The sequence below is a fragment of the Pseudomonas sp. 18.1.10 genome (assembly GCF_024655625.1).
Classification (GTDB): Bacteria; Pseudomonadota; Gammaproteobacteria; order Pseudomonadales; family Pseudomonadaceae; genus Aquipseudomonas.
The window spans coordinates 1-22,683 of sequence record NZ_JANLGL010000005.1 but is presented as its reverse complement, the minus strand read 5'-3'; the positions used below and the strand labels follow the sequence as shown (position 1 = coordinate 22,683).

The following is a 22,683-nucleotide window of genomic DNA, read 5'->3' as shown; positions in this document are numbered from 1 at the left end:
TGGAGGGGGATATGATGATCCAGGCAACGGAAATAGCCGGAGGGCAGTCGCAGCGATTTCGCGATGCGCTGAAATTTGCTGACCTTCCAGCAGACGATATTGATCTTCCAGGCCGAACCTTTTTTGAGTTCACACTGGATAGCGAGACGGTCGCATGGGGAGGATTCGAGACGCATGGTACGGACGGGTTGTTGCGTTCTCTGGTCGTAGTGTCGACATACAGATCGAAGGGGGTCGGTGTCGCGGTGCTTCGGGTCATTGAAGCGAAAGCCGCCGAGAAGGGAATCGCTCGATTTCATTTGCTGACAACAACTGCGTCAGGCTTTTTTAAGCAGCAGGGCTATGCAGTAAATCAACGAGGCTCTGCGCCACCTCTTATTTCTCAGACGGAGCAGTTCATGCGGCTTTGCCCTGGCTCGGCTTGCTACATGTGCAAGGCATTATCTGCGAATGCACGAAAGTAGCTGATCACCTTGGTGATGGCTTTTAGCCTCGACGCCAGCTAGATTTGGAGCTTTCTACGATCAAGGATGGATATGAAAAAGCTCATCGCAGTAATGGGGATCTGTGTCGCACTTGGCGGTTGCGCTACGTCCCACTACACCGCAGGACGAGACTTTCCGTCGGCCAGTGTAGCGAGCATCACCAAAGGCAAAACGACGACTACTGAGTTGAAGTCCCTGTTTGGTGAGCCCTACGCCAAGAGTGCTGTCAGCGAGACTGACGAAAAGTGGATCTACACCTACACCAATGGCTCAGCCCATGCCCAAAGCTACGTGGTCACCATGAAGGTGACGACTACGGGCACTCAGAAAACTCTCGACGTCTTGATCCGAAATGATGTGGTCATCAACTACACGTTCAGCGAAGGCCCCGCTCCAGGCACTACCACTGCGACGAACTGAGTTCGCCACCTTGCCATTGGGCGACCCACCGCGCTCAGTACGTTGTTGATGGAGCAAGCTCATGGACAGAACATATGCCTTCGTGGATGAGTCCGGGAATTCCGACCTTGATACATCAAAGGGTGGAAGCTCGGGCTTCTTCATCGTCTGCTCCATTCTAGTGGCAGAGAAAGACCTGGAGGCTGCTTATGCCAAAGCTGAAGCACTCCGCAAGCGGCATTTTCAAACAGGCGAGATCAAATCCAGCAATCTTAAGCCCAAGGATTCAGATCGCCGTGCCCGGATCCTAAACGAGCTGGCCGATCTGCCATTCAGGCTCTATTTCACCGTCGTTGATAAGTCCCAAATTCGCAAAGACGGTGGCCTTCGTTTCAAGACCTCATTCATAAAATATGTGAATGGGTTGCTCTATGAACGTTTGTTCCGCGCATACCCCGACCTCCAGATGATCGTAGACGAGCATGGTGGCCAGGAATTTCAGGAGAGCCTCAAAAGCTACGTTTCAGAACGGTTCGTCGATGACCTATTTGGCGATAAAGATGCCTTCCAGACGATGGCCAGTAAGGACAACGTTTTGGTTCAGGTTGCAGATTTTTTTGCTGGCTCAGTCGCTCAGATCTACGAAGAGAAAGCATCGGAAGAAGCAGTTCTTGCCTATAAAAAGATTCTACGAAGCCTGACCCTTGGAATGCTTGAGTGGCCATCGAAGTACCAGTCTCTTCTGCCGCCGCCGACGGATGAATTTGGGTACGCAGACTACCAGGTACACCAAGAAGCTCTCCGCCAGGCTGACCTTTTTAGCGAGCGGGCTGGTGAGCACCCTAATGAGGATGAGCGCCTGCAGCTGAGCATCTTGCGGTTCTTGAGATTCCAAAGCGAATTCGTCACCAAAGACTACGTGCCAACCGCAGAAATAGTCGGCCACCTAAAAGATAGCGGCTTCGGAGATATCAACGACCAGAGGATCCGCTCCAGCGGCATCGCCAAGCTTCGCGATTCGGACGTGATCATCACAAGCGCGGCCAAAGGCTACAAAATTCCTCAGACACGGGCTGACATCAACGAGTTTCTGGAAAGGGCGTCAGGCATAGTCGTCCCTCTGCTGGAACGTGTCAAAAAGGCTCGAGAGGTGTATCGGCTGAGTAGTCGAGGAGAATATGACATCGTGACGGCAGCCAACCTTACTGAGCTAGCCAAGCTGCTCACTGCGCTCGAGGCTTTTGCAGATGACTGAACTCAGTCATGGCAACGAACCTCAGCAGGCTGCATTGATCCAGGATGAAATCCTAGAGATCTTGAAAGAAGCCAAGGTGCTTGCTCGTAGATTCTATCGCTTGACCGGCAAGCCGCTGGGCGTGACCGGCGAGGTGGCAGAGTACGAAGCTGCTACTAGACTCGGCCTGTTACTACATCCTGCAAGGCAGGCAGGTTACGACGCTACAGAGACGCTGGAAGATGGCGTCGCGAGAATCCAGATCAAGGGGCGATGTATCCTGAACCCGCAAAAGATTACGGGCCGTATGGGTGCAATTGATCTACGACAACCCTTCGATACAGTGCTCTTGGTGCTGCTTGATTCTGAGTTCAACGCATTTGCAATGTACGAAGCGAGCCGTGCCAAGGTAGAGGCTGCACTGACCTTGCCTGGGTCGAAAGCCAGAAATGAACGTGGTGCGTTGGCTATCAGGCAATTCATGTCGATAGCTACGTTGCGCTGGGCTCGCCATGAGGCCCGCGAATCAGAGAATCAATTGCCGTCCTAGGGCCGAGCGATGGTGTACGTGGCTATGACCTCCAAAGTTAATGTTCCCAATCCGGCACATTAACCATCATTTTTGGGCTTAATGACCCCGTTTGGGAGCGTTACGCTCAGCGACTGACTGCAGGCGACCATCACCGCCTGGCGTGATCAGAGGTCAGAGGAAATAGCCCGCAATAAGCCGCCCGAATGTTTTCAGTCGAGGTTTTTAGCGTCATCCACTGACCGTGGAAAGAGCTCAGGAAGAGCACCTGACGGAAAAAAACCAAACCAGATCTAACGAAGAAATGACGCCACTGAATTGTCACTTTTAAACGCAGAGGGTTGCTGTTCTAGAGGGAACAGGGGCATGCGAAAGGAATGTGTTTCAAAATATTTCAACGGCGAAACGTCGTACCCCGCGATTTAGAAGGGCTGGGCATACATACAGGTAAAAAAATGGATCCAACCACTCATTTGCGCACAAGTTATCCACAGGCTGTTGCCTTGCAATGTCATTTTGACCCCATTATCTTGTAGGTCATCTCGAAAACAGCACTACATGTTGTGTTTTTGGCGAGGGGCTGAGGTTTCAGTGAACACAGCGGGTATGCGTGCAAAGTTTGGACGCCGAGCACACATACCCGCCAATCCCTGAGCCAATGCGGACACTGGTGGGACGCGCATTAGAGAAAAACCGACTTTGGATGTCAACCATTCAGCTCGGTTTTCCGCTCAAGGGTTGCTCCTGCCTACTCGATTTTTATACATACAGGAGCACCTAATCATGCCGAAAAATCCTAAACAAACTTCGTCTCCCGTGGCCAGCTTGGCCTCCAAAATTCTGCGTAGTGATAGCTCCTCGGCCATCCAGAAGGAGTTGGCAGGGTCGGCCATGGCTCAAGCGTCGACCGGCAAGCAAACCGGTGCCGATATGGAGACTAAAGCCAGTCATGTCCTCGACAGCAACAAGTACAACGCCACCACCAAGACCTTAGCAGCCTCGGTGCTCGCCCAATCGAACAAAGAGCGGGGTGAGTAAAAATGGCTCAGTATTTCGTCAACCGCAACGCACAGATCAACGGTGACCACGAGGTGCATACCAGTACGTGCATTTATTTGCCGGCAGTTCACAACCGCCTTGATCTTGGCTATCACACAACCTGTGCGACCGCTGTTCGCCAGGCTCGCAACACCTACCGGCAATCGAACGGATGCCGGACGTGCTCCTCGGTATGTCATACCCAGTAGTTTTTAAAGTCTCATCACGGGAGGGGCAGCTTTGCTGCTGCCCCTCTTTAAAGTTGATTGGATTCCCGGCATTAAGTCTATTGAAGGTCGCTTTTGATGATTCACGATCATGAATACAGCCTATTGGGCGGGGTCAATCGAGCTCTGATTGGCCGGTATCTAACACTACTAGCAAGCGCGATTTCCGGCATTGCGGTTTTTTTGCTGCTATCAGCTGAAGATTTGGCTAAAAAGTATAACCTGCCTGTAAATCTTCCACCGACAGCCATGTCGCTAATTGGCGCAGGTATAGTTTTTGCCTTGCTATACGCTTTATTCAATAAGACGGTTTGGAAATGGCGTTGGGCAGTTAAATATCTAAAAGTCCCTGACCTGTCGGGAGAGTGGCACTGCACTGGGACGACACTGGACATCGAAGGAAATCCGATTCGCAGCTGGGAAGCAGATGTATATATTTGTCAAACTTGGGACAAGATCAGAGTGCGTTTGAAGACTCACCAATCAGGCTCAAACAGTATCACTGCAGCTTTGGTTCACGATGAGGCTGACGGATACCGCCTTCTTTATAACTACCAGAATGATCCTAATCCCGGCGAGCCTGAGCTTCGAGGACACGTTGGCAGTGCAAATCTATTATTTACCAAGTTATTAGATAGCGCGCAGGGTGACTATTTTAACGGTTACGGTCGGCCCACCTATGGGCGAATAGAGCTGAGGAGAAAGAATGAGCACGTCAATTAATGATCGAATCAACCGTCTACGCTCTAGACGCTCAGGGCTAGATAGATCCTCTGTGATCGCAATGGATGCGAAGGATTTCATCGTGAACCGAAGCCTCACAAAAGAGGCGTGGGAACATCGGGTTAAAGACAAGCCGAATACAACTTTTGCTTTAGGAGCGATGCAGGAGGTAGATCCTACCTACACCCGCATCAGCATCGAAACCGCAGAACGGGTTAGCAACCAGTTGTCGAAGAGGACAAGCGGCAATCTCGAATTCGAGCTACAGGGATCAGTGCCACTGAATGTCCATATTCGAGGGGTCAGTGATGTTGATCTTTTAGCGATAGAAGCTGACTTTCATACCTATGATGCGCGTGGGAACATGAGTACATCGGGTCAGTACCGCTCACCGACCTCACGTACTTCAGTTGGGGTGTTAACCGCTCGCAGGGGCGAAATTAGTAAAGCTCTTCGTGATGCGTTTCCCGCTGCTACGATTGACACTTCTGGCTCTAAGGCCATCAAATTGCAAGGAGGGTCATTAGCACGTCCAGTAGATGTCGTGCCTTCCCACTGGCATGACACCATCACTTATCAAGCCTCTGGTCAGAAACATGACCGCGCTGTCACTATCCTAGATTCGCATAAAAGTACCACGATTGAAAACTGGCCTTTCCTGCACATCAAAAAAGTACGAGAACGATGTGAAACCACGGGTGGTGGACTCCGCAAATCAATAAGGTTATGTAAAAACATAAAGGCGGAGCTCGAGGCAGAGGGAAAACCTGTAACGATCTCAAGCTTTGATATTGCCTCAATAATGTACCATGCCAACATGCATAGCCTCTCCGCTGGCGCCTACTACGAATTAGCGATATTGGCCGAGACCCAAAGATATCTGGATTATTTGTGGAATAAGAAGGAGGAAGCTAGGAGATTAGTAGTACCTGATGGCTCCCGTTTTATCTTTAATACCGAGGACAAGTTCAATGGCTTGCTGCATCTATCCGTAGCAATGGACAGTCTCCTCCGAGAGGTAGCCAAAGAGCAAAACTACCTTCTAAGCTTATCCGAGAAGCCTATGCTGGATGCCAGCAGGGTAGCTGTGACTAACGCGGTGATTTTCTAAAGGCAGTCATTGGATAATTTTAGAAAACGCTTTAAACCTGCTTGAGGAGTTTTTAGCACCTCTTTTGACGGTGTTAGGCTTTTCTACGGAAGGTGCCAACATTCGCTGGAATACTACATGTCCCACTTTCGCCGTTCACAGATTTCAGTAGTGAAGGAGCTTCAATCTTACTATTGACTGAAGTTGAGACTCGCACCTTGAGTATGAATATACACATATAGATAGGGGGCAATTGGCTGCCGTATGTCCTAACCAGGATTACTTGCTCGATGGAAGGCTGACAGGTGAGCGTTTTGACTCCTAGACGCGGGTGGTATGCACACAACTTGATGTCTTGATGATGTGGATTCTGATAAAGGGGAGCGATCAGAATAGATAGCTCGGCAGGAACAGAGGCGCATCTCAGCTTTCAGTGGCGCTGCGTAGCCCCTTCAATGTGACAAAGATGCAGGCCTTTTTGGCGCCTTTGGGAAAACCCAGAAGCCGTCGAGGTAGCGGCGCGTCATGTCGTTCATCGCCAGCTTGCGGCCCAGGTTGCCGATAATCAGGCCCGCGACCACCATCGCAATCGGTGCCGAGACGTGCAGCTCGGTGGCCAGCGCCGAGCCGCCGATCACCAGGGCGAGGGTCAGCATCACTTCGATCTGGTGCTGCTCGATACTCTTAATCATCAGGTACACCAGGTAGCCGATCAGCCCGCCGAACACCACGCCGCCCAGTGCTTCATGGGCGAACAGCATGGCCGTGGCGCCCACGGTGGGCGTCTCGCCCAACTGCGCGATGCCCAGCAGCACGGTAAATACCACGACCGCCGTGCCGTCGTTGAACAGCGATTCGCCGACGATCGTGGTTTTCAGCGGCTTGGAGGCGTTGGCAGTACGCAACACGCCGAGCACCGCAATCGGGTCGGTGGGCGAGATCAGTGCGCCAAACAGCAGGCAGTAGAGGAAGCTCACGTGCCAGCCAAACAAGGCGAAGATGTAATACGCCAGGCTGCCGATCACCACGGTGGCGATCAATACGCCGAAGGTTGCCAGCAGGCCGATGGGCCAGCGGTAGCTGCGCAGGTCGCTCAGGTTGACGTGCAAGGCGCCGGCGAACAGCAGGAACGAGAGCATCCAGTTCATCAGCAGGTCGCCGAAGTCGATCTGGCCGATCAATTGCTGGATGCGTTCTTCCAGGCCTGGGTAACCGATAAAGCTCAAGCCTTGCAGGATCAGGGAAAACAGCAGGGCCGTGACCATCACGCCGATGGTGGGCGGCAGGCCGATAAAACGGAAGTTCACATAGGTGAGCAGGGTGGTGAGGCAAATGAAGGCGGCGACAAGTTCAAGCATCCGGGGTCCTTGGAAGTGGGGTGTGGGTTTATCAGTGGGTGGATGGACCGCAGCAGCGGCGCGATGTTGCAAGGCAAACGCGAAATGGCTGATAGAACCTTTGCTGGTGTAGCAGTTCATAGCGGGGAGTGCGGCTTGCGATATTTAGTGCTAAAACTCTAATTTCTGTTTGAAAACAAAAAAGGAATCAGTGATGACGGTGGCCTTCTGGTGTGTGTTGATCGCAATTTTCCTGCCTTACCTGTGCACAGGTGTGGCCAAGTTCAGCGGCGGCAAGTTCGGGCCTCGGCAGAACCATGACCCGCGCGCGTTCCTGGCAACCCTCGATGGGTTTGCCAAGCGCGCCCACAACGCCCAGCTCAACAGCTTTGAAGTCACCCCGGCGTTTGCGGCGGCGGTCATCATCGCGCACCTGGCCGGTACGGCGGAGCTGGTGACGATCAATGTGCTGGCGGTGTTGTTTATCACCAGTCGCCTGTTGTACATCATTTGTTATGTGGCGGACTGGGCGATCCTGCGGTCGCTGGTGTGGTTCGTGGGGATGGCGTTGATTGCGAGTTTCTTCTTTATCTCGATCTAACGGGTGATAACGATCCCCTGTGGGAGCGGGCTTGCCCGCGAATGCGGTGTATCAGTGCCGAATGTGCTGGCTGACACTCCGTATTCGCGAGCAAGCCCGCTCCCACATTTTGCCCTTCAGCGCTTGTCAGCTCCCGGTAGTGACTTCCGGCACTTGTGGCAATGCTGCGCCCTTGGGCCACAACATCCAGATCTGCCCCTGCTGCTTCATATTCCCCGCCAACTCACCTGCCGCTGCACCGGTGCCCCAGAACAAGTCCGCACGCACTTCGCCGGTGATGGCGCCGCCGGTGTCCTGCGCGGCCACGGGCCTGGCGATGGGCGAGCCATCCGGCTTGGTGGTCGAGAGCCACAACAGACTGCCCAACGGAATCACCTTGCGATCCACCGCCACGCTGTAGCCGGCGGTCAGCGGCACGTTAAGCGAGCCGCGTGGGCCTTCGTTGCTGTCGGGGCGGGCGCTGAAGAATACGTAGCTGGGGTTGCTCGCCAGCAGTTCCGGGATGCGCTGCGGATGGGCCTTGGCCCAGGCACTGATGGCGCCCATGGTCACGTCTTCTTTCTTCAGTTCGCCTTGCTCCACCAGCCAGCGGCCGATAGGACGGTAGGGGTAGCCGTTCTGGTCGCCATAACCCACACGCAGTTGGCGCCCGCCGGCCAGTTGGATGCGGCCCGAGCCCTGGATTTGCAGGAATTGCAGGTCCATCGGATCGGTCAGCCAGGCAATCGGCTTGGCGGTCGAGCCTTGGCCGTTGATCGCGCTGGCATCGTCGTACGGCTTGAGCACGCGACCTTCCAGGCGACCGCGCAGGCGCTTGCCCTTGAGTTCGGGGTAGATGCTTTCCAGGTTGACGATTATCAGGTCGTCCGGCACGCCGTATACCGGCACATGCGCCTTGGCCGTCTGGGTCAGGCTGCCGGGATAGACCGGTTCGTAGTAGCCGGTTATCAAGCCGTTCGGGGTGTTGTCTGCCGAGCGCAGGCCGAACACGTCCAACTGCTCCTTGAGAAAACCACGCACTGCCGAGGCATTCGCCGGCACGTTGGTTGCCGCTGCGCAGGTCGCGCCCCAGATCGGGTCGGCCTTGAGGCGTTGGCAGGCGCTGCGCCAGGATTCAAAACCGGCCAGCAAGTCGCTGTCGGACACCGCCGGCAACGCTTCCCACGGTGCACTGACATAAGTGGCAACGGCGTGGGGCTTGGCAGGCTCAGGCTTGAGCGCCTCTTTACCTGTGTCTTTGCCCGCATCACAGCCGGCCAGCAGCGCGATCATCGGCAGAGCCCACGCCAGGCGGCGGGCCCAGGGGGTGAAGGTGACATTCATACACGCAATTCCTGAAGCGATTGCCCGCGCGTTAACGTCTGCGGGCAACCCTTATTATTAATAGGGCTATTGGTCTTTACGGGCGGGGCGAGGATACTGGCCGCCGTTTCCCGTGACCCTGAAGCCACCATGACTTTTAAAAGACTGACCGTTGTATTGCTGGCCTGCCTGACACTGTCCGCCTGCGGCGGCGTCGATCCGAATTCGCCCCTGGGCCAGCGCAAGGCGATCTTCAAGCAGATGCTCAAGACCGGCGAAGACCTGGGTGGCATGTTGCGTGGGCGCATCCCCTTCGACGGCGCGAAATTCGCCGAGGGTGCGGTCAAGCTGGACGCGTTGTCCCATGAGCCCTGGAAACATTTCCCGAGCGTGCGTGAAGAAGATCACACCAGCGCCAAGGACGATGTCTGGCAGAAGCAGGCGCAATTTCTGCAATTGGCCCGCGACCTTGAAGCGGCCACCGGTGAATTGGTGACCGCCAGCCAAGTGCAGCCTTACAAGGCCAGCAACCTGGGGCCGGCGGTGCAGAAAGTCGAAGATGCCTGTAGCGCCTGCCATAAACAGTTCCGGGACCACTGACCGGTATTACTTGTCGAGGTCTTCCACTGCGTCCTGCAGTTCCTTGCGCGACTGGGCGAGCTTGTCCTTGCGCTTGTTGATCTTCTCGGCATCGCCTTTTTTCATGGCCTTGTCGAGGTCGGCCTGACGGCGGCTGACTTCGTGCTTGGCGTCGAGCACCTTGTTTTCCCGCTCTTTCTTCAAGGACGCGTCGGTGCAATTGGCGGTGACTTCGCTCAGGGCTTTTTCCAGGCCCGCTTGCTGGGCGCTGTTGCCGTGGGCCTTGGCCTGTTCGATCTGGGCGCTGATGGCTTGGCGCTTGGCGGCGCAACCGGTGAGTTGTGGCGCTTCCTGGGCCGCCAACAGTGGCGTGGCCATGAAGGTTGCGACGGTCAGCAGGGCAAAAGGGGCAAGAAATTTCATAGGGGACTCCAAGGTCGCAATCTGATGACGGGGCAGCGGGCTCAAAAGCCGTCTATCCCCGCCACGCGTAATGTTTCAGCCAGGGCCTGTACCTGCGGGTCGCGAAAAAAAGCGCTCAATTGCGCCGCGCGGCCCGGGCCGATGCCGTCGATGGCCAGCCAGGCCTGGGTGTCTCGGGCGACCAGCGTTTGCCAGCCGCCTTCCAGGTTGTTACGTGCCGCAGGCGGTACGCCGAGGGCTTTGAGCCATTGTGCAAAGGGCCGTTGGCGTGCGCTGTGCAGGCTATCGAGCAGCCGCGCACGGCTGCTGTCACCGAAGCCATCAATGTTAGCAAGCTCTGCCGCATCCAGGGTCAACCAATCGAGAAAGCCTGCGATTAGACCGGCCTGGATCAATACGTTCCAGGTCTCGGCGCCCAAATGAGGCAACGACAGGCCCTGGTTGCCGCTGAGCCAGGTGAGGCGGGCCAGCAGCTGCTCTTCGCAGCCTGGGTCCAGTTGCCAGCAGCTCAGGGCGTGAAAGTCCGAGGGGTCGGGCACGGGCAGGTCGACCCGTGTGGTGTTGCGCAGAATCACCTGGTCCAGCCGTGGGATCACCTGGCCTGCCAGGCTGATGGACACCTGGTCGCCGGGGCGTATATCCAGGGCTTGCCAGCGTTTCAATGAGCCGACGCTGACGCGGCTGATCTGCCGGTCATCCAGCCGCACCGGCTCCAGCTCGAGGATGGGCGTGATACGCCCGGTGCGGCCGATGTTGAAGCGCACCTTGCGCACCAGTGCCAGGGCCTGGCTGATCGGGTACTTCCATGCGACCGCCCAGTACGGCGTGCTGGTTTTCCAGCGCACGGCGGGCGCGCGCATTGCCTGGTGCAGCACCACGCCATCGCTGGCGAAGGGCAGTGGGTGGTCATACCAATAGGTGCGCCAGTGCGCGGCATCGTTGATGTGCTGCACCGGTTGGCTATAGCGCTGGCTGTCGGGGAAGCCCCAGCGCGCCAGTGTGGCCAGGCGTTCGGTGAAGGAGGCCGGCCCCTCGGGCCAGGCCCACACAAACAGGCCGATGTGTGCGGCTTCGGTGTCGCTCAGGTGCTGGCGGTTCATCAGGCCCGCCACCTTGCTGCGCGTATTGAGCCCGCCGCGAGCCGATTGCACATGATCGTGCAGGCGCCAATAGAGTTCGCCTTGCAGCACCAGGTCGATGGGCTCCGGCAGTTGCTGGACAATGCCCGGGATCTTGCGGGCCGAGGTTGACCAGTCCTGGCCCAGCGCGCCGTCGCCGCGGCTGATCGCCTGGCTTAGCCGGCCCTGGCGATACACCAGGGTCACAGCGACGCCGTCGACCTTGGGCTGGACCCATACGTCCTGGCGCGTGCCCAGCCATGTGCCGACGGCCTGTTCATCCAGCAATTTTTCCAGGCCGGTGTGGGCAACCGGATGGGGCAGGGTGCCCCGTGAACTGGCCAGCGGGTTGTCGGTTGGCGCGGAAGTTCGGGGCAAACATTGGCGCCAGCGGGCCAGGCGCTGACGGGCCTGGTCGTAGAGTTCGTCGTTGAGCGGGGATTGGCCAAGCCGGTGATAGCTGTCATCCCACCGGCTTATCTGTTCGGCCAGGGTGTTGACCTGTGCGCGGGCATCATCCGGGCAGTTTTCGGCCCAGGCTGAACAGGCCAGCGCGCTGAGTAGCAGAACCATCAGAAGTCGCATCATGAGCATCCTTGCTCGGAAGGGGTGCCCAGCCTAAATGATCCACACGCCCACAAAAAAGCCCCGACAGTGCGGGGCTTTTTACTGGGTGTTTCTGCTTACTTGAACAGACCGCCCAGGGCTTTCACGGCGTCGTTCTTATCGGCTTTGGCTTCAGTGGTTTGCTGCTTGGCATCCACTTTGGCCTGGCCTTCGGCGAGTTTGTCACAACCTTTGCTGACCTGGTCCTGCGCAGCTTTATAGGCCTTGACCGACAGCGAGTCGTTCTTGGCTTCAGCGGCATCGATCTTGGCTTGCAGATCTTTGGCGTGTTGCTGGCAGTCGCCGGTTTTGCCACTCAGTTGGGAGCTCAGGGCACCGCCCAGTGCGCTCAGGTCAGCGGCGTGAGCCGGCAGGGCGAACAGGCTGAACAGAAGAGCGGCAGGGGCGAGCGTGGAGATGCGCATGAAAAACCTCAATGTTCGATTGCTTGCGCGCTGGTGAATCCCGGGCTGGCGCAAGGCAATATCCAAATAAGGTGAAGGGCCCGAGAGGGCGCGGATTCTAGAGGGCCATTATTGTGCCTGCAAGGTTTGGATCCAAAAAATGTGAAGGTCGCCGCGAATCATTCGGCAAAAAAAAGCCCCGCCGGTTGAACCCGGCAGGGCTTTGGGTGCTGCGAGTGCTTACAGGCCGGCAGCGACGCGCAGGTCGTCGGCGCGGTCGGTTTTTTCCCAGGTGAACGTGGTGAAGGTGTCGTCGCCGACAGTCTTCTGTGCAGGCGTGCGACCGAAGTGGCCGTAGGCTGCGGTTTCCTGGTACATCGGGTGCAGCAGGTCGAGCATGGTGGTGATGGCGTACGGGCGCAGGTCGAAGATCTCACGCACCAGCTTGACGATCTTGTCGTCGCTGATCTTGCCGGTGCCGAAGGTATTCAGCGAGATCGACGTAGGTTGGGCCACGCCGATAGCGTAGGAAACCTGAATCTCGCAACGCTCGGCCAGGCCGGCCGCGACGATGTTCTTGGCCACGTAACGACCGGCGTAGGCGGCCGAACGGTCAACCTTGGATGGGTCTTTACCGGAGAACGCGCCGCCGCCGTGGCGGGCCATGCCGCCGTAGCTGTCGACGATGATCTTGCGCCCGGTCAGGCCGCAGTCGCCCACCGGGCCGCCAATGATGAACTGGCCGGTCGGGTTGATGTGGAACTGGGTGTCCTTGCTCAACAGTTCGGCCGGCAGCACGTGCTTGACGATCAGCTCCATCACGCCTTCGCGCAGGTCGGCGTAGGATACGTCCGGGTTGTGCTGGGTCGACAGCACGACGGCGTCGATACCGACAACCTTGCCGCCTTCGTAGCGGCAGGTCACCTGGGACTTGGCGTCCGGGCGCAGCCATGGCAGCAGGCCGCTTTTGCGGGCTTCGGCCTGGCGCTGTACCAACTGGTGCGAGAAGGTAATCGGCGCTGGCATCAGCACGTCGGTTTCGTTGCTGGCGTAGCCGAACATCAGGCCTTGGTCGCCGGCGCCCTGATCTTCAGGCTTGGCGCGGTCCACACCCTGGTTGATGTCGGGGGACTGCTTGCCGATGATGTTCATCACGCCGCAGGTGGCGCCGTCGAAACCGACGTCGGAGCTGTTGTAGCCGATGTCGGTGATCACGTCACGGACGATCTGCTCCAGGTCAACCCAGGCGGTGGTGGTCACTTCGCCAGCGATGATCGCTACACCGGTTTTCACCAGAGTCTCGCACGCCACACGGGCGAACTTGTCTTCAGCAATGATGGCGTCCAGCACCGCGTCAGAAATCTGGTCGGCGATTTTGTCCGGATGCCCTTCAGACACGGACTCGGAGGTGAAAAGGGAGTATTCGCTCATCTCGATGTTTTCCTGATATTTACCGATGGTGAGTGTCGCCAGCCGGTCGCTGAAAATGGCGGACCTGGATCTGGAAACCATTACGTAAACCTACATAGAGGCTTTCCCCGGGAACGAGTCCCGCAGCGGTGGCCCAACGGGCCAGATCGTCCTGTTCAAAACCCAACCAGAGATCACCGCAGGCCTCCCTGGCCCAATTCTGGTTGTGGCTGCATAAATCCGTAACCAGCAGGCTACCGCCGGGGTGCAGCAGCCCGGCCATTTGCTTGAGGGCGTCGGCGGGGGCGGCGAAATGGTGCAAGACCATGTTCAGCACCACGCAGTCGGCCTTGATCGATGCGCTATTGAGTGCATCGGCCAGTTGCAGGGTGACATTGCCCAAGGCTTCGCGCTCGCACAGCTGGCGCGCCAGTTCGAGCATTGCCGGGCTGTTGTCCAGCGCGGTGACTTGCTGGAAGCGTCGCGCCAGCTCCGGCAAGAAGCCGCCATCGCCAGGGCCGACTTCCAGCGCCGTCGCCTCATCACTGAAGCTCAGCTTGTCCAGCAGCGCCAGTACGCTTTCGCGGTATTGGGCCAGGCCGGCGATCAGATCCTGTTGGGCGCGAAACTTCTCGGCAACCCGTGAGAAAAAGTCTTGGCTGGCCGCCGCGCGTTGCCCGTGGACCTGGCCGATGCGGGCTTGCACATCGCCCGGCAGGTCCAGGCTGTCCACTTCGTCGAGCAGGGCGGCGTGCAGCTTGCCGCCCAGCAGTTCGGTGTGGGGCAGGGCGCGGCGGTAGAAAATCGCATTGCCCTCGCGGCGGGTGGCCACCAGGTCGGCCTGGGCCAGCACCTTCAAATGGTGGCTCATGCCCGACTGGCCGATGGCGAAGATCTGCGCCAGTTCCAGTACGCCAAACGAGTCGTTGGCCAGTGCGCGCAGCACGTTCAGGCGCAACGGGTCGCCAGCGGCCTTGCACAAGGCTGCCAGTTCATCGCCGTCGTCGGGACGCAGGGAGGGCACGGGTAGATTCATAATGGCCAGCAGTCTAGAGACGGGGGGTAATCCCCGCAAGGCCAATATCAAAAAGTTTTGATATTGATCGATAAGTGGCGGTTATAAGCGACCGCGATAACCTTTAGACGAACGGGTGACCGGTTTCTGCAAGGGAATGGCGCCCCAAGCACAGGAAAAACCGCTCAAGTGACTATCTGTCATTGCCCGCAGGCGGTGGCTGAGGGAAAATGCCGGTCCTTTTTTCCGTTTCTTTTATACAAACCCCCAGGAGATCAGCGATGCCCAGCCGTCGTGAGCGTGCCAACGCCATTCGTGCCCTCAGCATGGATGCCGTGCAAAAAGCCAACAGCGGCCATCCCGGTGCCCCGATGGGCATGGCGGATATCGCCGAGGTGCTTTGGCGTGACTACCTGAAGCACAACCCGACCAATCCATCGTTCGCCGACCGTGACCGCTTCGTGCTGTCCAACGGCCATGGCTCGATGCTGATCTATTCGCTGCTGCACCTGACCGGCTACGACGTCACCATCGACGACCTGAAAAGCTTCCGCCAGCTGCACAGCCGCACCCCGGGCCACCCGGAATTCGGCTACACCCCAGGCGTCGAGACCACCACCGGTCCCCTGGGCCAAGGCCTGGCCAACGCCGTGGGTTTCGCGTTGGCGGAAAAAGTCCTGGGCGCGCAGTTCAACCGCCCTGGCCACGACATCGTCGATCACCACACCTATGTGTTCCTGGGTGATGGCTGCATGATGGAAGGCATTTCCCACGAAGTCGCTTCCCTGGCCGGTACCCTGGGCCTGGGCAAGCTGATCGCCTTCTACGATGACAACGGCATCTCCATCGACGGCGAAGTCGAAGGCTGGTTCACCGATGACACCCCGAAGCGTTTCGAAGCCTACAACTGGCAGGTGATCCGCAACGTCGACGGTCACGACCCGGAAGAGATCAAGACTGCCATCGACACCGCTCGCAAGAGCGCGCAGCCGACCCTGATCTGCTGCAAGACCACCATCGGTTTCGGTTCGCCGAACAAGCAAGGCAAGGAAGACTGCCACGGCGCCCCACTGGGTGACGCGGAAATCGCCCTGACCCGTGCGGCGCTGAAGTGGAACCACGGCCCGTTCGAGATCCCGGCTGATATCTACGCCGAGTGGGATGCGAAAGAAAAAGGCCTGGCCACCGAAGCCGAGTGGGACCAGCGTTTTGCTGCCTACTCCGCCGAATTCCCTACGCTTGCCAACGAACTGGTGCGCCGCCTCGCCGGTGACCTGCCTGCCGACTTCTCGGAAAAAGCCTCGGCCTACATCGCCGAAGTCGCGGCCAAGGGCGAGACCATCGCCAGCCGTAAAGCCAGCCAGAACACCCTGAACGCCTTTGGCCCGCTGCTGCCTGAGATCCTCGGCGGTTCGGCCGACCTGGCCGGTTCCAACCTGACCCTGTGGAAAGGCTGCAAAGGCGTATCGGCTGAAGACGCCAGCGGCAACTACATGTACTACGGCGTACGTGAGTTCGGCATGAGCGCCATCATGAACGGCGTGTCCCTGCACGGCGGCCTGGTGCCTTACGGCGCCACCTTCCTGATGTTCATGGAATACGCGCGCAACGCCGTACGTATGGCTGCGCTGATGAAGAAGCGTGTGATCCATGTCTATACCCACGACTCCATCGGCCTGGGCGAAGACGGCCCGACGCACCAGCCGGTCGAGCAACTGACCAGCCTGCGTACCACGCCGAACCTGGACACCTGGCGCCCAGCCGACGCGGTGGAATCCGCCGTGGCCTGGAAGCACGCCATCGAGCGTAAGGACGGCCCTTCGGCGCTGATCTTCTCCCGCCAGAACCTGCAGCACCAGGTGCGTACCGACGCGCAGATCGCCGACATCGCTCGTGGCGGTTATGTGCTGAAGGACTGCGACGGCGAGCCGGAACTGATCCTGATCTCCACCGGTTCCGAAGTGGGCCTGACCGTTCAGGCGTACGACAAGCTGACCGAGCAAGGCCGCAAGGTTCGTGTGGTTTCCATCCCGTGCACCAGCGTGTTCGACGCCCAGGACGCCGGCTACAAGCAATCGGTTCTGCCGTTGCAGGTCAGCGCGCGTATCGCCATCGAAGCGGCTCACGCCGACTACTGGTACAAGTACGTGGGCCTGGAAGGCCGCGTGATCGGCATGACCACCTACGGTGAGTCGGCGCCGGCACCAGCGTTGTTCGAAGAGTTCGGTTTCACCCTGGACAACATCCTGGGTCAGGCTGAAGAGCTGCTGGAAGACTAAGGCTGTAAATTGGGGTGGCTGTACTGACGCCTTCGCGAGCAAGCCCGCTCCCACACTTGACCGAGTTCCAGCATGAGAATGCGGTCAAAATGTGGGAGCGGGCTTGCTCGCGAAAGCGGTCTAACAGTCACCCCTTTACCCAAGGTAATCGAGAACCCCATGCCCCAACCGCGTCCCTACAAAGTTGCACTCAACGGCTACGGCCGCATTGGTCGTTGCGTCTTGCGTGCGCTGTTCGAGCGAGGGGCGGCTGCCGGGTTTGAAATTGTCGCGATCAATGATCTGGCCGACATGGCCAGCATCGAATACCTGACACGCTTTGACTCCACCCACGGCCGGTTCCCCGGTGAAGTGCGGGTCGAAGACGATTGTCTGCATATTAATGGCAACTGCGTGCAGGTCCTGCGCAGTGCCACCCCCGAAGGCATCGACTGGAAAGCCCTGGGCGTCGACCTGGTGCTGGAATGTTCCGGTGTCTACCACACCCGTGCCGATGGCCAGCGGTTTCTCGACGCCGGCGCGCCGCGTGTGTTGTTTTCCCAGCCGATGGCCAGCGAGGCGGATGTCGACGCCACCATCGTCTACGGCATCAACCAGGATTGCCTGACTGGCGCCGAGCTGCTGGTGTCCAACGCGTCCTGCACCACCAACTGCAGCGTGCCGCTGTTGCGCCTGCTGGACCAGGCGATCGGCCTGGATTACGTGTCGATCACCACCATTCACTCGGCGATGAACGACCAGCCGGTGATCGACGCCTACCACCACGAAGACCTGCGCCGCACGCGCTCGGCGTTCCAGTCGGTGATTCCGGTGTCTACCGGCCTGGCGCGGGGCATCGAGCGATTGCTGCCGGAACTTGCCGGGCGAATCCAGGCCAAAGCCGTACGGGTGCCGACGGTGAACGTGTCGTGCCTGGACATCACCATGCAGACCATAAGCGACACCGATGCCGTGGAGGTCAACCGGATCCTGCGCGACGCCGCCACCAGCGGCCCGCTCAAAGGCCTGTTGGCCTACACCGAGTTGCCCCACGCCAGTTGTGATTTCAACCATGACCCGCATTCGGCGATTGTCGATGCCAGCCAGACCCGCGTTTCCGGCCCACGGCTGGTGAACATCCTGGCCTGGTTCGACAACGAATGGGGCTTTGCCAACCGCATGCTGGATGTTGCAGGCCACTATCTGCACATCGCTACCCAACAACCTCAACAGTAATTCAGGAACTGCGACCCATGACCGTGTTGAAGATGACCGACCTCGATCTGCAAGGTAAGCGCGTACTGATCCGCGAAGACCTCAACGTCCCAGTCAAGGACGGTGTTGTCACCAGCGATGCGCGAATCCTGGCCTCGCTGCCGACCATCAAGCTGGCCCTGGAAAAAGGTGCGGCCGTGATGGTCTGCTCCCATTTGGGTCGTCCGACCGAAGGTGAGTTCTCCGCCGAAAACAGCCTCAAGCCTGTAGCCGATTACCTCAGCAAAGCCCTGGGCCGCGACGTGCCGCTGGTGGCTGACTACCTGGGTGGCGTTGACGTCAAAGCCGGCGATATCGTGCTGTTCGAAAACGTGCGCTTCAACAAGGGCGAGAAAAAGAACAGCGACGAACTGGCCCAGCAATACGCGGCGCTGTGCGACGTGTTTGTTATGGACGCCTTCGGCACTGCGCACCGCGCCGAGGGTTCGACCCACGGCGTGGCCAAGTTCGCCAAGGTCGCTGCGGCTGGCCCGTTGCTGGCGGCTGAACTGGATGCCCTAGGCAAGGCCCTGGGCGCGCCGGCGCAACCGATGGCCGCTATCGTGGCCGGTTCCAAGGTGTCCACCAAGCTGGACGTGCTCAACAGCCTGAGCCAGATCTGCAACCAGTTGATCGTCGGCGGCGGCATTGCCAACACCTTCCTGGCCGCAGCCGGTCACCCGGTGGGCAAGTCCCTGTACGAGCCGGACCTGCTGGACACCGCCCGCGCCATCGCCGCTAAAGTCAGCGTGCCATTGCCGGTCGACGTGGTCGTCGCCAAGGAATTCGCCGAAAGCGCCGCTGCCACCGTCAAGCTGATCGCTGACGTGGCCGATGACGACATGATCCTGGACATCGGCCCGCAAACCGCGGCCAACTTCGCCGAACTGCTGAAAGCCTCCCAGACCATCCTGTGGAACGGTCCGGTTGGCGTATTCGAGTTCGACCAGTTCGGCAACGGCACAAAAGTGCTGGCCAAGGCCATTGCTGAAAGCTCGGCATTCTCCATTGCTGGCGGCGGCGACACCCTGGCGGCCATCGATAAATATGGCGTTAGCGATCAGATCTCCTACATTTCTACCGGTGGCGGCGCGTTCCTCGAATTCGTCGAGGGCAAAGTGTTGCCGGCCGTGGAAGTGCTGGAAACCCGGGCCAAAGGCTAAACCGGGTGATGCGGAAAAGGAGTCTTCCCATGATCAAGTCGTTGGCACTGGTGATCGCAGCGGGCCTGTTGGCCGGCTGCGGCAGCACGCCAAGCGCGGCGCCCGAGGACGGAAAACCTGGGGCAGTGCAGAAAAAAAGCTGCTACCAGGCCGACTGGCAAGCCGAGACGATGCCGGTAATCAACAAGCGCATCGGCAACGAGCGGCTGGAGAAATACGACGCCGCGCCCAACGGTCAGGAACAGGGTTGTCCTTGACGGGTCAGATCAACTGGCGGCCGACGGTCGCCTCACGAGGATTGGCAATGAAAGGCGTTTTCGCCCTGGCAGCCCTGGCCCTGTTGGCCGGCTGCAGCAGCATGAGCATGTTCAACAAGGCAGAAACTGCCGACAAGTGGACCACTTGGACCTGCGACAGCAAGGCTGAGGTCAACTGGCGCTTTGCCAACCAGGCTAAATCCGAGGTGGATGTACGCCTCGGCGGTTCCGATCAGGTTTACCGTCTTAAGCAAGACGTTGCCGCCTCGGGCGTGCTGTACGCCAACGACCAATTGGCGTTTCACACAAAAGGTGAGGAAGGCCTGGTTTACTGGGTGGCCACCGATGATTTGATTGGCCGTGGCTGCAAAGCCCAGTAAGAACTCGATCTCAAGACCAATGAGATCCAAATGTGGGAGCGGGCTTGCCCGCGAAAGCGGTGGGTCAGCTGACGAAATCGGTAACTGTCACACCGCCATCGCAGGCAAGCCAGCTCCCACATTGACCCCGTTTCAAATTCAGATTGGTTGAATCCAATCAGCAATAACGATTCAGCAAGCCAGGCATGCAAACCCTGGGCTGCAATAACTTGAATAGCAGCCGCCGCTACGGCAGGCTTGCACGATTAACGACCCTCGACCGGGAGAGACAACACAATGGCACTTATCAGCATGCGTCAAATGCTGGACCACGCAGCCGAGTTCGGCTACGGCGTCCCAGCCTTTAACGTCAACAACCTTGAGCAGATGCGCGCCATCATGGAAGCCGCTGACAAGACCGACTCCCCCGTGATCGTCCAGGCTTCGGCCGGTGCCCGCAAATACGCCGGCGCGCCGTTCCTGCGTCACCTGATCCTGGCGGCCATCGAAGAATTCCCGCACATCCCGGTGTGCATGCACCAGGACCACGGCACCAGCCCTGACGTGTGCCAGCGCTCCATCCAGCTGGGCTTCAGCTCGGTGATGATGGACGGCTCCCTCGGCGAAGACGGCAAGACCCCGACTGACTACGAGTACAACGTACGCGTCACCCAACAAACCGTCGCCCTGGCCCACGCCTGCGGCGTGTCGGTTGAAGGCGAGTTGGGCTGCCTGGGTTCCCTGGAAACCGGCATGGCCGGCGAAGAAGACGGCATCGGCGCCGAAGGCGTGCTGGACCACAGCCAGATGCTGACCGACCCGGAAGAAGCTGCTGACTTCGTGAAAAAGACCCAAGTCGACGCCCTGGCCATCGCCATCGGCACCAGCCACGGCGCCTACAAGTTCACCAAGCCGCCTACCGGCGACGTGCTGGCCATCGACCGCATCAAGGAAATCCACAAACGCATCCCCAACACCCACCTGGTGATGCACGGTTCTTCCTCGGTACCGCAAGAATGGCTGGCGATCATCAACCAGTACGGCGGCGACATCAAAGAAACCTACGGCGTACCGGTTGAAGAAATCGTCGAAGGCATCAAGCACGGCGTGCGCAAGGTCAACATCGACACCGACCTGCGTTTGGCGTCCACCGGTGCGATGCGTCGCCTGATGGCTACCAATCCGAGCGAGTTCGACCCGCGTAAGTTCTTTGGTGCCACTGTGACCGCGATGCGTGATGTGTGTATTGCGCGTTATGAAGCGTTTGGTACTGCGGGTAATGCATCGAAGATCAAGCCGATCTCGTTGGAAGCGATGTATCAGCGGTATTTGAAAGGTGAGTTGAACGCTAAGGTGAATTAAGCCTTAGTCGTTTAAAAAGAAGCCCGCAGTGATGCGGGCTTTTTTTGTGGGCATTTAAGGGGGCGCGCTAGGTTGCATCTGTCTGCATGGAGTTACTCCATCCCGAAAAAGTATTACCGTTGTCACCTGTGTACCTGACGACGATATTGATTAAGCCCGCTCGGACATTACCAATCCCACCAGAAAAGGTCCCGTCGGCCCGTATTGGGAGAGAGCCCAGGAATACTCCCGTACCCGCTTCGTGCACATCGACTCTTGTATAGGGCGTTCCTGTGCCTTCAACGAATATCGATGAATTATTGCCCAGCAACTTCGAAATCACAGGATCCACGCTTTGCCCGGTCGCAGGAGCAGCTGTATCGGGGTGTTCTCCGTTAGTGACGGCCCACTGGCTCAGGTCGCCGTCGTTAGGAATAGGCAGCCATATTCCGAAGGCGCCGTAAATATCAGCATACCCACTACCGACGTTTGTCCATGTTGCAACCACACCCGCAAACTCTTTGTGCCATACGTGCAGGGCAGCGTTGGGCTGAGCGGGGGGAGTTGTACTCATGACGTTTGTGTCTGCGCCGCTGTTGGTTGAAAGCTTGAATGGGTGAAGGGCCATGATCGGTATCTCGCCGAGAGGTAATGGGGGGCAGTCTGTATGCGCTTAAAAATCCAACAGGCTCATATTCATATCCTCCAGTCCTTTCGTAACCTGTGATATCTCACAGTTACCCATACTCCTTCGCTATATCCAGGCGCGTTTGTATTCCCCGTTCATCAATCGGCTAATTGAATGCAGAGAGTGATATTCAAAGGTAGGTGGTGAACAAAGAGCCCGCGCAAATGCGGGCTTTTTTGTGGGCGGGATTTGATCAGGCGGCGTCGGGTGTATCAAAACCACGATGTTCGATCACGCGGAACACATCACTGACATCCTGCACCAGAATCCGCGCCGTGTTCGCCACGTTGTTCAGGTCACGCTCGGCGAAGTCCGGCAGGCTGGAGCAGGCCATCAGGTTGAGGTGTTCCAGGGCGGCGTTGAGGCGTTCGCGCAGGCAGGCGTGGAGGTCCGGCAGTGGGGCGTCGCTGTCGATCAGTAGGACGGGGTTGTCGGTAGCGTTTTCGGTGCAGGGGTAGAAGCGGCGGGGTGGTAGTTGGTTCTTCATGGCAAATCCTTAACTCGAGAGAAGAATGGCCACCGTTTGCTGCGAAACAAATAGGGTGGCAGTTGTGCGCGGGTTCGCAGACCGAGGAGTTAAGACCCGGCAGACCCGAAGGCCTCCCACGCACAACCGCCATAACAAAGATGGCCGTCGGCAAGAATACCGGGGCTGCTTTGACGGTTGTGGTTTTAACTCTGAAGGGCTGCGAAACCCTATCGCCGGTCAATGCCGGCGACGGGGCGAACTATATGCGGGGTATCGACTTGCCGCAACGGCCCTGTAGGACGCAGAACCCTTGTGGGAGCCGGGCTTGCCCGCGATGGCGGTGGGCCAGTCACCGAAAATGTTGCCTGATACAC

23 protein-coding genes and 1 pseudogene are annotated in these 22,683 nt (G+C 58.3%); 15 read left to right on the top strand and 9 right to left on the bottom strand.

The window, feature by feature from the left end; genetic code table 11:
• Nucleotides 1-11 precede the first annotated feature (11 nt).
• The 7 genes from arsN2 (at nucleotide 12) to NUV89_RS01530 (ending at nucleotide 5,746) form a co-directional block, all read left to right on the top strand.
• On the top strand, nucleotides 12-464 hold the full coding sequence (arsN2, locus tag NUV89_RS01560) for an arsenic resistance N-acetyltransferase ArsN2 (RefSeq protein ID WP_257780045.1): 453 nt from the start codon (nucleotides 12-14) through the stop codon (nucleotides 462-464).
• Between the two features lie 72 nt (nucleotides 465-536).
• Nucleotides 537-905, top strand: coding sequence for a hypothetical protein (locus tag NUV89_RS01555; RefSeq protein ID WP_038443869.1), 369 nt, complete (start codon nucleotides 537-539; stop codon nucleotides 903-905).
• A gap of 61 nt (nucleotides 906-966) precedes the next feature.
• Complete coding sequence (locus NUV89_RS01550) at nucleotides 967-2,139, top strand: DUF3800 domain-containing protein (protein WP_257780044.1); 1,173 nt, start codon at nucleotides 967-969, stop codon at nucleotides 2,137-2,139.
• A complete protein-coding gene (locus NUV89_RS01545; protein WP_257780043.1) occupies nucleotides 2,132-2,668 on the top strand; it encodes a hypothetical protein in 537 nt (178 codons plus the stop codon). The genes NUV89_RS01550 and NUV89_RS01545 overlap by 8 nt, the downstream gene beginning before the upstream one ends.
• Nucleotides 2,669-3,430: 762 nt before the next feature.
• Nucleotides 3,431-3,685: a hypothetical protein gene (locus NUV89_RS01540; RefSeq protein WP_025857575.1), complete on the top strand. Its 255-nt coding sequence runs from the start codon at nucleotides 3,431-3,433 to the stop codon at nucleotides 3,683-3,685.
• A gap of 305 nt (nucleotides 3,686-3,990) precedes the next feature.
• Nucleotides 3,991-4,635, top strand: a complete 645-nt coding sequence (locus NUV89_RS01535; protein ID WP_257780042.1) for a hypothetical protein — start codon at nucleotides 3,991-3,993, stop codon at nucleotides 4,633-4,635.
• An 82-nt stretch (nucleotides 4,636-4,717) separates the two neighbouring features.
• Nucleotides 4,718-5,746, top strand: coding sequence for a hypothetical protein (locus NUV89_RS01530; RefSeq protein WP_257780041.1), 1,029 nt, complete (start codon nucleotides 4,718-4,720; stop codon nucleotides 5,744-5,746).
• A gap of 476 nt (nucleotides 5,747-6,222) precedes the next feature.
• On the opposite strand, the pseudogene NUV89_RS01525 reads toward NUV89_RS01530, so the two are convergent.
• A pseudogene (locus tag NUV89_RS01525) lies at nucleotides 6,223-7,083 on the bottom strand (cation:proton antiporter); the annotation flags it as partial.
• A gap of 193 nt (nucleotides 7,084-7,276) precedes the next feature.
• On the opposite strand from NUV89_RS01525, the gene NUV89_RS01520 reads away from it, so the two are divergent.
• Nucleotides 7,277-7,663, top strand: coding sequence for an MAPEG family protein (locus NUV89_RS01520; RefSeq protein WP_257780040.1), 387 nt, complete (start codon nucleotides 7,277-7,279; stop codon nucleotides 7,661-7,663).
• Between the two features lie 126 nt (nucleotides 7,664-7,789).
• On the opposite strand, the gene NUV89_RS01515 is transcribed toward NUV89_RS01520, so the two are convergent.
• Nucleotides 7,790-8,986: a murein transglycosylase A gene (locus NUV89_RS01515; protein WP_257780039.1), complete on the bottom strand. Its 1,197-nt coding sequence runs from the start codon at nucleotides 8,984-8,986 to the stop codon at nucleotides 7,790-7,792.
• Between the two features lie 129 nt (nucleotides 8,987-9,115).
• Between NUV89_RS01515 and NUV89_RS01510 the strand changes: the two genes are divergently transcribed.
• Complete coding sequence (locus NUV89_RS01510; protein ID WP_017735696.1) at nucleotides 9,116-9,565, top strand: cytochrome c; 450 nt, start codon at nucleotides 9,116-9,118, stop codon at nucleotides 9,563-9,565.
• A 6-nt stretch (nucleotides 9,566-9,571) separates the two neighbouring features.
• Here NUV89_RS01510 and NUV89_RS01505 read toward each other — a convergent pair whose 3' ends face one another.
• The 5 genes from NUV89_RS01505 to NUV89_RS01485 all read right to left on the bottom strand — a co-directional run bounded on the left by NUV89_RS01505 (nucleotide 9,572) and on the right by NUV89_RS01485 (nucleotide 14,541).
• The gene (locus tag NUV89_RS01505; protein ID WP_207040500.1) at nucleotides 9,572-9,967 is read right to left on the bottom strand and encodes a DUF1090 domain-containing protein; all 396 of its coding nucleotides are present in this window, start codon (nucleotides 9,965-9,967) and stop codon (nucleotides 9,572-9,574) included.
• A gap of 41 nt (nucleotides 9,968-10,008) precedes the next feature.
• On the bottom strand, nucleotides 10,009-11,673 hold the full coding sequence (ligB, locus tag NUV89_RS01500; protein ID WP_257780038.1) for an NAD-dependent DNA ligase LigB: 1,665 nt from the start codon (nucleotides 11,671-11,673) through the stop codon (nucleotides 10,009-10,011).
• A gap of 95 nt (nucleotides 11,674-11,768) precedes the next feature.
• Nucleotides 11,769-12,116 (bottom strand): hypothetical protein, encoded by a 348-nt coding sequence (locus tag NUV89_RS01495; protein WP_257780037.1) that lies wholly within the window; start codon nucleotides 12,114-12,116, stop codon nucleotides 11,769-11,771.
• Between the two features lie 219 nt (nucleotides 12,117-12,335).
• Nucleotides 12,336-13,526: a methionine adenosyltransferase gene (gene metK / locus NUV89_RS01490; RefSeq protein WP_017735693.1), complete on the bottom strand. Its 1,191-nt coding sequence runs from the start codon at nucleotides 13,524-13,526 to the stop codon at nucleotides 12,336-12,338.
• Between the two features lie 19 nt (nucleotides 13,527-13,545).
• The gene (locus tag NUV89_RS01485) at nucleotides 13,546-14,541 is read right to left on the bottom strand and encodes a metalloregulator ArsR/SmtB family transcription factor (protein ID WP_257780036.1); all 996 of its coding nucleotides are present in this window, start codon (nucleotides 14,539-14,541) and stop codon (nucleotides 13,546-13,548) included.
• A 260-nt stretch (nucleotides 14,542-14,801) separates the two neighbouring features.
• Between NUV89_RS01485 and tkt the strand changes: the two genes are divergently transcribed.
• The 6 genes from tkt to fba all read left to right on the top strand — a co-directional run bounded on the left by tkt (nucleotide 14,802) and on the right by fba (nucleotide 21,173).
• Complete coding sequence (gene tkt / locus NUV89_RS01480; protein ID WP_257780035.1) at nucleotides 14,802-16,799, top strand: transketolase; 1,998 nt, start codon at nucleotides 14,802-14,804, stop codon at nucleotides 16,797-16,799.
• 159 nt (nucleotides 16,800-16,958) lie between these two features.
• The gene (gene epd / locus NUV89_RS01475; RefSeq protein WP_257780034.1) at nucleotides 16,959-18,014 is read left to right on the top strand and encodes an erythrose-4-phosphate dehydrogenase; all 1,056 of its coding nucleotides are present in this window, start codon (nucleotides 16,959-16,961) and stop codon (nucleotides 18,012-18,014) included.
• Nucleotides 18,015-18,031: 17 nt separating this feature from the next.
• Nucleotides 18,032-19,195 (top strand): phosphoglycerate kinase, encoded by a 1,164-nt coding sequence (locus tag NUV89_RS01470; protein ID WP_017735689.1) that lies wholly within the window; start codon nucleotides 18,032-18,034, stop codon nucleotides 19,193-19,195.
• A gap of 29 nt (nucleotides 19,196-19,224) precedes the next feature.
• Complete coding sequence (locus NUV89_RS01465; RefSeq protein ID WP_257780033.1) at nucleotides 19,225-19,452, top strand: hypothetical protein; 228 nt, start codon at nucleotides 19,225-19,227, stop codon at nucleotides 19,450-19,452.
• Between the two features lie 47 nt (nucleotides 19,453-19,499).
• A complete protein-coding gene (locus NUV89_RS01460) occupies nucleotides 19,500-19,832 on the top strand; it encodes an MliC family protein (RefSeq protein ID WP_257780032.1) in 333 nt (110 codons plus the stop codon).
• Nucleotides 19,833-20,108: 276 nt separating this feature from the next.
• Entirely contained in the window at nucleotides 20,109-21,173 is a 1,065-nt protein-coding gene (gene fba / locus NUV89_RS01455; protein ID WP_017735686.1) for a class II fructose-bisphosphate aldolase, read from the top strand.
• A 67-nt stretch (nucleotides 21,174-21,240) separates the two neighbouring features.
• On the opposite strand, the gene NUV89_RS01450 is transcribed toward fba, so the two are convergent.
• The gene (locus NUV89_RS01450; RefSeq protein WP_257780031.1) at nucleotides 21,241-21,780 is read right to left on the bottom strand and encodes a hypothetical protein; all 540 of its coding nucleotides are present in this window, start codon (nucleotides 21,778-21,780) and stop codon (nucleotides 21,241-21,243) included.
• A 253-nt stretch (nucleotides 21,781-22,033) separates the two neighbouring features.
• Nucleotides 22,034-22,327, bottom strand: coding sequence for a fructose-bisphosphate aldolase (locus tag NUV89_RS01445; protein WP_257780030.1), 294 nt, complete (start codon nucleotides 22,325-22,327; stop codon nucleotides 22,034-22,036).
• Nucleotides 22,328-22,683: the final 356 nt, after the last annotated feature.

Bases quoted from the DNA above. Each gene is read 5' to 3' on its own strand.
- arsN2 (WP_257780045.1), top strand. From the start codon at position 12: ATGATGATCCAGGCAACGGAAATAGCCGGAGGGCAGTCGCAGCGATTT.
- NUV89_RS01555 (WP_038443869.1), top strand. From the start codon at position 537: ATGAAAAAGCTCATCGCAGTAATGGGGATCTGTGTCGCACTTGGCGGT.
- NUV89_RS01550 (WP_257780044.1), top strand. From the start codon at position 967: ATGGACAGAACATATGCCTTCGTGGATGAGTCCGGGAATTCCGACCTT.
- NUV89_RS01545 (WP_257780043.1), top strand. From the start codon at position 2,132: ATGACTGAACTCAGTCATGGCAACGAACCTCAGCAGGCTGCATTGATC.
- NUV89_RS01540 (WP_025857575.1), top strand. From the start codon at position 3,431: ATGCCGAAAAATCCTAAACAAACTTCGTCTCCCGTGGCCAGCTTGGCC.
- NUV89_RS01535 (WP_257780042.1), top strand. From the start codon at position 3,991: ATGATTCACGATCATGAATACAGCCTATTGGGCGGGGTCAATCGAGCT.
- NUV89_RS01520 (WP_257780040.1), top strand. From the start codon at position 7,277: ATGACGGTGGCCTTCTGGTGTGTGTTGATCGCAATTTTCCTGCCTTAC.
- NUV89_RS01515 (WP_257780039.1), bottom strand. From the start codon at position 8,986: ATGAATGTCACCTTCACCCCCTGGGCCCGCCGCCTGGCGTGGGCTCTG.
- NUV89_RS01510 (WP_017735696.1), top strand. From the start codon at position 9,116: ATGACTTTTAAAAGACTGACCGTTGTATTGCTGGCCTGCCTGACACTG.
- NUV89_RS01505 (WP_207040500.1), bottom strand. From the start codon at position 9,967: ATGAAATTTCTTGCCCCTTTTGCCCTGCTGACCGTCGCAACCTTCATG.
- ligB (WP_257780038.1), bottom strand. From the start codon at position 11,673: ATGATGCGACTTCTGATGGTTCTGCTACTCAGCGCGCTGGCCTGTTCA.
- NUV89_RS01495 (WP_257780037.1), bottom strand. From the start codon at position 12,116: ATGCGCATCTCCACGCTCGCCCCTGCCGCTCTTCTGTTCAGCCTGTTC.
- metK (WP_017735693.1), bottom strand. From the start codon at position 13,526: ATGAGCGAATACTCCCTTTTCACCTCCGAGTCCGTGTCTGAAGGGCAT.
- NUV89_RS01485 (WP_257780036.1), bottom strand. From the start codon at position 14,541: ATGAATCTACCCGTGCCCTCCCTGCGTCCCGACGACGGCGATGAACTG.
- tkt (WP_257780035.1), top strand. From the start codon at position 14,802: ATGCCCAGCCGTCGTGAGCGTGCCAACGCCATTCGTGCCCTCAGCATG.
- epd (WP_257780034.1), top strand. From the start codon at position 16,959: ATGCCCCAACCGCGTCCCTACAAAGTTGCACTCAACGGCTACGGCCGC.
- NUV89_RS01470 (WP_017735689.1), top strand. From the start codon at position 18,032: ATGACCGTGTTGAAGATGACCGACCTCGATCTGCAAGGTAAGCGCGTA.
- NUV89_RS01465 (WP_257780033.1), top strand. From the start codon at position 19,225: ATGATCAAGTCGTTGGCACTGGTGATCGCAGCGGGCCTGTTGGCCGGC.
- NUV89_RS01460 (WP_257780032.1), top strand. From the start codon at position 19,500: ATGAAAGGCGTTTTCGCCCTGGCAGCCCTGGCCCTGTTGGCCGGCTGC.
- fba (WP_017735686.1), top strand. From the start codon at position 20,109: ATGGCACTTATCAGCATGCGTCAAATGCTGGACCACGCAGCCGAGTTC.
- NUV89_RS01450 (WP_257780031.1), bottom strand. From the start codon at position 21,780: ATGGCCCTTCACCCATTCAAGCTTTCAACCAACAGCGGCGCAGACACA.
- NUV89_RS01445 (WP_257780030.1), bottom strand. From the start codon at position 22,327: ATGAAGAACCAACTACCACCCCGCCGCTTCTACCCCTGCACCGAAAAC.